Raw genomic sequence first — 6,498 nt, 5'->3', positions numbered from 1 at the left:
TTGGGGCTCCGCCCCTTTATCTCTCTGTACTCTCAAACCCCCGAAGTGGGGCTTCGCCCCACAAACCCCGTTTTTCTCCTAAACCTCCGGGGGGCTACCGCCCCCACACCCCTGGTAACTTCGCCTGCGCGACGTCGAGCGAAGCTCAACGCGAGGGACGCCAGTCCCGCAGAGTTTGATCAAGGTTTGTGATTCTTCTTGGAATGCTCTTTCTCATCATGGATTTTCAAGTTTAGGAGGGAATTATTGGTGGGGGATTTACTTGTGAGGAGGGACTCCTTAAGGGAGTTCACTCTAACCTGCGCTCCTTCGGAGCGCGGTTCAAGTAGAACCCGCGTGAAATGGGGAGTTTGTTTGTGAATCCATCTTTCAAAAGGTGACTTTTAGGTTAAATCCTTCTCAACTGCACCTTTGAACGGGAATCACAAACTTTGATGAAACTTTTGCTTGGCAAAAGTTTCCTGGCCTCGGGAGTGGTGGCCCTCATCACCCCATCGGTGCCGGGCCAAACGTTCCTCATCGGCCGGGAGATTTTATAAACGCTTGAAAGATATGCCTTTCGGTGGTGACGATGATCAGGGTCAAGGTCCTTGGAAGAGGAATCGAGAAGGAACTCGAATGGAGGAAAGGTATGAAGATCGCAGATGTTCTCCGCGAAGTGGGCTTCAACACAGAGAGCGCGATAGCGAAGCTCAACGGCCGCGTTGCTCTGGAGGACGAAAACGTGAAAGATGGTGACTACGTGGAGATTATTCCTGTAGTTTCGGGCGGATGAAGCAGAGTTACAGAGATTTATTCAATATTTTGAACAAAACTGAACTTTTTAGTTTTAGGCAATAGTTTGGCCAACGGAAGTTTTTAATTTATGTATTCTTGGAGCAAAAGTGTTATATACAACTTGCAATGATTATACCCGGCAATCCTCTTGGAAAGGGGCGAATGCGGAAATGGGTAGTAATGTTCGTTATTGGACTGTTCGTTTTGAGTGGTCTCGAGTACGTGCAGAAAGGAACAACCCGGAATTCTACACCAACTCAAAGACCTGCCAGAACACAAGTATGGAGATGTCGGAAGTTCCTGCAAGTGGGCAAATACGCACTGTGGTGGATGTTTTGCACCGGATCAAGCAAGATCTCAAAATTTCGTTGTGTGCACCAAAGAAGAATATGGAGACCAATGTGGAAGAGCAACGGTGGTGCTGTTTGATAATGGGTAGCCTTGGGGGGTAGTGAATGAAAGCCAGAAAGGTATTTTTCATATTATCGATTGTTGCCATTTTATTTATTTTCTTCTTACCCAAAGGACGGCTTATCCCAACAAACGCAGAAGGAGTATCTTTTGAGGATAGCATCATATCAACAACAAGTTGCCCATTCAGGATTCATGCAACTTACATACCTGCTAATTTTTCCCATGTTTTCAGGATTTTTGTGAACGACACGCTTGTTGCCAACTACACACTACCTGGGATGAACAAGGGGTATATCTGCACCCCAGAGGGGATTCTCCTATATGCGTATTTCCTTGAAGGAGGAAGGGGAAGAACGTCTATGATTTTTCTCGACCACAATCTGAGCATAAAATGGTGGCGTCCGTTTAGTGCTTATCCACTCAAGTATACCAAAGATGGTATGATCCTCGTTAGTTCTGCCCCATTTGGCTCTGGAGGTGAGTCCTGTGCATATCTCATGAATATCTCCACGGGAGAAACAACATTCAGATTTTGTCCCGATGTTTTGGGGGCCCATATCTCTGATGTCAGAATTATTGGTGACAAAGCTTACGTGACAGTTGGGTGGCCAGACAGAGGGTGGTCTTCCCTTAAGACTAAAGTAATCCTTTACATCGTGGAAGGGAAGAAAGTTAAGAGGAAAACAATTACAAGCATCAACGGCGAGGGCCTTGGGATTAGAGTGCGTGTAGACGCTGATGACGGCCATGTTGCGGTGGCATATTATCTTAAAAATGAGAAAGGCGAAGAAAAGAACGGAGTTTGCATTTACACGGCAGGCCATTTAATCAAAATTGCCTGCAAGAGCTTTAATGAGCGGCCATATGACGTGAAACTTGATGGAAACATAGTTTACATCAAAACATGGAACAGCGTAAAAGCCTACAAAATAATCGGTCCATGAGAACTCCCATTATTTTTCTTTCTCTAACAGAGAAAATGGAGAGGGAATCAGGAACTCAGCCTCTTCCTCATGAACGCCTCGAAGTTATCCATGGCCTCCTCGAGAATCTCGACCGGCGGCAGGAAGACTATCCTGAAGTGCCACTCACCGGCGTAGCCAAAGCCTGAGCCATGGACGAAGAGTACGTGAGCCTCGTTGAGGGCATCGAGCACGAACTCCTTGTCGTTCTTCCACTTGGAGCGCTCCTCTATCTTCGGGAAGATGTAGAATGCTCCCTGAGGCTTGACGGTGCTTATTCCTGGAATCTCGGTCAGGCGCTTGTATATGTAATCTCTCCTCTCCTTAAGCTTGGCCATGTACTCCTCGAGATAGTCCATCGGGCCGGTGAGACCCGCTATTGCGGCGAACTGGGCGGGTGTATTTGGGCACAGTCTGATTCTCGCCATTTTGTCGACAGCTTCCCGAATCTCATCGAGCTTGCCCTCTGGATCAACGTAGTAGAAATAGCCGAGACGCCAGCCTGTTGCGAAGTAAACCTTCGAGAGGCCGTTCATGACGATGACCGGGACGTCCTTGGTGAGTGAGCCCGGAGAGACGTGCTCTCCCTCGTAGGTCATGAGGTCGTATATCTCGTCGCTTATGACCGGAAGGTCATATTCACCCGCTAAATCGAGAATCTCCTTTATAGTCTTCTTCTCGTAAAGCGCTCCTGTTGGGTTGTTCGGGTTGATTACAGCTATGGCCTTGGTTTTCTCGTCTATCTTCTTTCTCATGTCGTCTATGTCAGGCTGCCAGCCGTTCTCTTCAACCGTCAGGTACTCCCTGGGTACTCCCTCATAGAACTTAACGAGGCCGGTGTAGGGTGGATAGCTCGGGCTCGGCACGAGGATGTTGTCACCAGGATTGAGCAGAGCGCCGAAGAGGAACTGGAGCGCCTCCGTGACTGCGGCCGTAACACGGACGTCGTCGGGGGTTATATCCACGTCGTTTTTCCTTTTCTCGCGCTCTACTATTGCTTCCCTAAGCTCGGGCAGGCCCTCGCTCGGACCGTAGTAGTTGTGGCCCTCCTGGATGGCCTTACAGTAGGCGTCCCTCATGTGTTTCGGCGGCTGGAAATCGTACTTTCCGGGGTCACCAATATTGAGCCTGATTACCTTTATTCCCTTCTTCTCAAGCTCCCTGGCAGGAAGAACAACGTCCCTTATGGCGTATTCAATCCCCATAGCCCTTTCGGATGCGCGAATCATGAGCACCACCAAAGGCAGTTGAAGGATTCCTCATAAAAACCTTCACATTCCCAGGCAAGGTTCAAAGAGAAAGGCATTCGGAAAAGCTGGGGCAACTTTAAAAAGAGTGCATCCAAACTAACCCGGGCGATGACGAATAGCAAGCATACTGAGACAATGCAACATGATGACGTGAACACCCTCCGAGCCCTTCGACACGTTTATTAACCTTCAGAGAGACCTCGTTACATGAACATATTCATTCCCCTGCTTTTTGGGATACTCCTCGGTTACGTCCTGAAGAAAAAGAACCGGAAAGTCAATGTAGGCCTTCCTATGAGCGTCGCGTTGCTTCTCCTCATCTTCTTCATGGGTGTTGAAGCCGGAAAAGTTGAGATAGATGCCCTCTGGCTCCTTGGCTCATCTGTGGTTTTTGCGACGTTGACAATATTGGGCAGCGTTGGGATTGCCATTCTTTTGGGAGGGAAGAAAAGATGAGGTTTCTGGCCTACGTTTTGGCCTCACTAACTATCGGAATCCTCATCGGACACTTCTACGCCCCCGACTTCGGAAACCTCTACGAGATAATGCTCTATCTCCTGATATTCATCATAGGAATAGATCTCGGGGAAAGCTTCAGGCCCGACGAGGTTAGAAAGCTCGGAAGGCTCGCCGTTAAGCTCCCCCTCGGAACGCTCCTCGGCTCTCTACTGGGAGGACTCGTGGCTTCCTTGGTTCTCGGCATAGATCTGAGATGGGGTCTGGCAGTTTCAGCGGGCTGTGGGTGGTACAGCCTAACGGGCCCGCTCATAGCTCAGTATTCGGCCGTCTACGGAACTCTCGGCTTTCTTGCAAATCTTACGAGAGAGATATTCACAGTGCTGCTGTATCCGGTCGTTATCCGGCAGATTCCAAAAGAGCTGGCCGTGTCAATGGGTGGGGCAACTACTATGGACACGACGCTGCCAATAATGACTAAGTTCGGAGGCAGCGACGTTGCAATCATAGCCTTTGTCCACGGATTCATCCTCACTGCTCTCGTTCCATTTGTGGTCCCATTCATTCTTCAGCTTTAACCGTTAATCTTTTAAGTTCAAACGTTTTAGGTTCTTTTGACAAACCTCGAGGGTGATGAGAATGAGCGAGGTTGAGCTCGTGTTCAAGGTTTTGAAAGAGGCCGGAAAGCCACTTAAGAGCAAGGAGATAGCCGAGCTGGCCGGCATCGACAAGAAAGAAGTCGATAAGGCGATAAAGATTCTGAAAAAAGAAGGCAAGATAATCTCGCCGAAGCGCTGCTACTACGCGCCGGCCGAGTGAGTCAGCCAGGTATTTTTCTTCCAATTTCTCCAGCGGGGTCTTTCTTTCGATTTCCTTCACTCCGCTCTGAGAGTCCACTGGAATTCGCCCCAGTCGATAGCAAAAACATTTTTAAAGCCTCACGATTAGCGGTGGTTGCAGGATAATCCCTCACGGCTCGGGGGTGTCCGAGGCGAGAGTGGGTAGGAGCCCACCGGGCCCTCTGTGGAGGTGAGAGAATGAAGTACCCAAAGCAGATAAGGACTTACTGTCCGTTTTGCAAGAAGCACACCATCCACAAGGTCGAGAAGGTCAAGAAGAGGCCAAGGAGCGAGCTCAGCCAGGGTCAGAGAAGGTTCAGGAGGATCATGAAGGGTTACCGCGGTTTCCCGAGGCCGAACCCCGCCGGAAGGGAGAAGCCGGTCAAGAAGCTCGACCTCAGGTTCAGGTGCACCGTCTGCGGTAAGGCCCACACGAGAGGACAGGGCTTCCGCGTTAAGAAGTTCGAGCTTGTGGAGGTGTGACGCATGGCGCTCCCGAAGAACCTCATCCCGATGCCGAGGAGCAGGTTCCTCCGCGTCAAGTGCATCGACTGCGGCAACGAGCAGATAGTCTTCAGCAACCCGGCCACCACCGTCAGGTGCCTCGTCTGCGGTGCAACGCTCGTCGAGCCCACCGGCGGTAAGGGCGTTATCAAGGCCAAAATACTCGAGGTTCTCGAGTGAACACCTTTCTTTCTCTTCCCTTTCGGCCTTCTGCTAAACTTTAAAAACCTCCTTTTCGTAAATTACTCAGGCAAAGAAAATTTTGAGGTGGTTAGAATGCCGAGGAAAGCCAAGGAGTATCCTGAAGAGGGAGAGTTTGTTATCGCGACCGTCAAGAGCATCCATCCTTACGGTGCGTTTCTCAAGCTTGACGAGTACCCCGGTAAAGAGGGCTTCATGCACATAAGCGAGGTCGCCTCGACGTGGGTCAAGAACATTAGGGACTATGTGAAAGAGGGTCAGAAAGTAGTCGCCAAGGTCATACGCGTTGACCCGAATAAGGGGCACATAGACCTGAGCCTCAAGAGGGTGAACCAGCAGCAGAGGAAAGCCAAACTCCAGGAGTACAAGCGCGCCCAGAAGGCCGAGAACCTCCTCAAGATGGCCGCAGAAAAGCTCGGGAAGGACTTTGAGATGGCCTGGCAAGAGGTCTGGGTTCCCCTCGAGGAGGAGTACGGCGAAGTTTACGCCGCCTTTGAGGACGCTGCCCAGAACGGCATAGAGGTTCTTAAGGGCATCATACCCGAGGAATGGCTCGAGCCGCTCAACGAGATAGTCCAGAACTACGTCGAGGTTCCCACGGTAACCATCGATGCCGAGTTCGAGATAACCGTGCCGAAGCCCAACGGCATAGAGATAATCAAGGAGGCGCTCATAAGGGCCCGTGACAGGGTCAACGAAGATAAGGACATCGAAGTCAAGTTCACCTACCAGGGAGCTCCAAGATACAGGATAGACATAACTGCACCCGACTATTACAAGGCCGAAGAGGTTCTAGAGGACATCGCTGAGGAAATACTTCGCGTTATCAAGCAGGCGGGAGGAGAGGCAACCCTCCTGAGGAAGGAGAAGCGCATCAAGAAGATAAAGAGGAGAGGCGCCTGAAGGGGATTGACATGAGGTTCCGCATAAGGAAGTGTCCCAGCTGCGGGCGCTACACCCTCAAAGAGACCTGTCCAGTCTGCGGAACCAAGACCAAGATAGCCCACCCGCCGCGCTTCTCGCCAGAGGATCCCTACGGGGAGTACAGGCGCAGACTGAAGCGCGAACAGCTGGGCATTGTGAAGAGGTGAGACC

General features: G+C 50.7%; 10 protein-coding genes. 9 read left to right on the top strand and 1 reads right to left on the bottom strand.

What is annotated here, in order from left to right; translation table 11 throughout:
- Positions 1–571: 571 nt before the first annotated feature.
- Both E3E33_RS10070 and E3E33_RS10065 read left to right on the top strand, forming a co-directional pair.
- Positions 572–775 carry a MoaD/ThiS family protein gene (locus E3E33_RS10070; RefSeq protein WP_167712242.1) on the top strand — a complete coding sequence of 68 codons (204 nt, stop codon included), beginning with the start codon at positions 572–574 and terminating at the stop codon, positions 773–775.
- 457 nt (positions 776–1,232) lie between these two features.
- Positions 1,233–2,135: a hypothetical protein gene (locus E3E33_RS10065; protein ID WP_167731686.1), complete on the top strand. Its 903-nt coding sequence runs from the start codon at positions 1,233–1,235 to the stop codon at positions 2,133–2,135.
- A 47-nt stretch (positions 2,136–2,182) separates the two neighbouring features.
- Here E3E33_RS10065 and E3E33_RS10060 read toward each other — a convergent pair whose 3' ends face one another.
- Positions 2,183–3,382, bottom strand: a complete 1,200-nt coding sequence (locus E3E33_RS10060) for a pyridoxal phosphate-dependent aminotransferase (RefSeq protein WP_012571189.1) — start codon at positions 3,380–3,382, stop codon at positions 2,183–2,185.
- A gap of 228 nt (positions 3,383–3,610) precedes the next feature.
- Between E3E33_RS10060 and E3E33_RS10055 the strand changes: the two genes are divergently transcribed.
- The 7 genes from E3E33_RS10055 to E3E33_RS10025 all read left to right on the top strand — a co-directional run bounded on the left by E3E33_RS10055 (position 3,611) and on the right by E3E33_RS10025 (position 6,494).
- On the top strand, positions 3,611–3,859 hold the full coding sequence (locus E3E33_RS10055; protein ID WP_012571190.1) for a hypothetical protein: 249 nt from the start codon (positions 3,611–3,613) through the stop codon (positions 3,857–3,859).
- Complete coding sequence (locus tag E3E33_RS10050; RefSeq protein ID WP_167731685.1) at positions 3,856–4,437, top strand: lysine exporter LysO family protein; 582 nt, start codon at positions 3,856–3,858, stop codon at positions 4,435–4,437. Before E3E33_RS10055 ends, E3E33_RS10050 begins: the two co-directional genes overlap by 4 nt.
- A 61-nt stretch (positions 4,438–4,498) precedes the next feature.
- Positions 4,499–4,678 (top strand): HTH domain-containing protein, encoded by a 180-nt coding sequence (locus E3E33_RS10045; RefSeq protein ID WP_012571192.1) that lies wholly within the window; start codon positions 4,499–4,501, stop codon positions 4,676–4,678.
- Between the two features lie 218 nt (positions 4,679–4,896).
- Positions 4,897–5,181, top strand: coding sequence for a 50S ribosomal protein L44e (locus tag E3E33_RS10040; RefSeq protein WP_012571193.1), 285 nt, complete (start codon positions 4,897–4,899; stop codon positions 5,179–5,181).
- A 3-nt stretch (positions 5,182–5,184) separates the two neighbouring features.
- A complete protein-coding gene (locus E3E33_RS10035; RefSeq protein WP_012571194.1) occupies positions 5,185–5,382 on the top strand; it encodes a 30S ribosomal protein S27e in 198 nt (65 codons plus the stop codon).
- A 96-nt stretch (positions 5,383–5,478) separates the two neighbouring features.
- Positions 5,479–6,306 (top strand): translation initiation factor IF-2 subunit alpha, encoded by an 828-nt coding sequence (locus tag E3E33_RS10030; RefSeq protein WP_012571195.1) that lies wholly within the window; start codon positions 5,479–5,481, stop codon positions 6,304–6,306.
- Between the two features lie 11 nt (positions 6,307–6,317).
- Positions 6,318–6,494, top strand: a complete 177-nt coding sequence (locus E3E33_RS10025; RefSeq protein WP_012571196.1) for an RNA-protein complex protein Nop10 — start codon at positions 6,318–6,320, stop codon at positions 6,492–6,494.
- Positions 6,495–6,498 lie beyond the last annotated feature (4 nt).

The sequence above is a fragment of the Thermococcus sp. GR5 genome (assembly GCF_012027535.1).
Taxonomy (GTDB): Archaea; Methanobacteriota_B; Thermococci; order Thermococcales; family Thermococcaceae; genus Thermococcus; species Thermococcus onnurineus.
Note: the sequence above shows the minus strand (reverse complement) of the source record. Positions and strands in the feature narration are given on the sequence as shown.

Coding starts and splice junctions, on each gene's coding strand:
- E3E33_RS10070 (WP_167712242.1), top strand. CDS start 572: ATGATCAGGGTCAAGGTCCTTGGAAGAGGAATCGAGAAGGAACTCGAA.
- E3E33_RS10045 (WP_012571192.1), top strand. CDS start 4,499: ATGAGCGAGGTTGAGCTCGTGTTCAAGGTTTTGAAAGAGGCCGGAAAG.
- E3E33_RS10050 (WP_167731685.1), top strand. CDS start 3,856: ATGAGGTTTCTGGCCTACGTTTTGGCCTCACTAACTATCGGAATCCTC.
- E3E33_RS10035 (WP_012571194.1), top strand. CDS start 5,185: ATGGCGCTCCCGAAGAACCTCATCCCGATGCCGAGGAGCAGGTTCCTC.
- E3E33_RS10025 (WP_012571196.1), top strand. CDS start 6,318: ATGAGGTTCCGCATAAGGAAGTGTCCCAGCTGCGGGCGCTACACCCTC.
- E3E33_RS10060 (WP_012571189.1), bottom strand. CDS start 3,382: ATGATTCGCGCATCCGAAAGGGCTATGGGGATTGAATACGCCATAAGG.
- E3E33_RS10030 (WP_012571195.1), top strand. CDS start 5,479: ATGCCGAGGAAAGCCAAGGAGTATCCTGAAGAGGGAGAGTTTGTTATC.
- E3E33_RS10065 (WP_167731686.1), top strand. CDS start 1,233: ATGAAAGCCAGAAAGGTATTTTTCATATTATCGATTGTTGCCATTTTA.
- E3E33_RS10040 (WP_012571193.1), top strand. CDS start 4,897: ATGAAGTACCCAAAGCAGATAAGGACTTACTGTCCGTTTTGCAAGAAG.
- E3E33_RS10055 (WP_012571190.1), top strand. CDS start 3,611: ATGAACATATTCATTCCCCTGCTTTTTGGGATACTCCTCGGTTACGTC.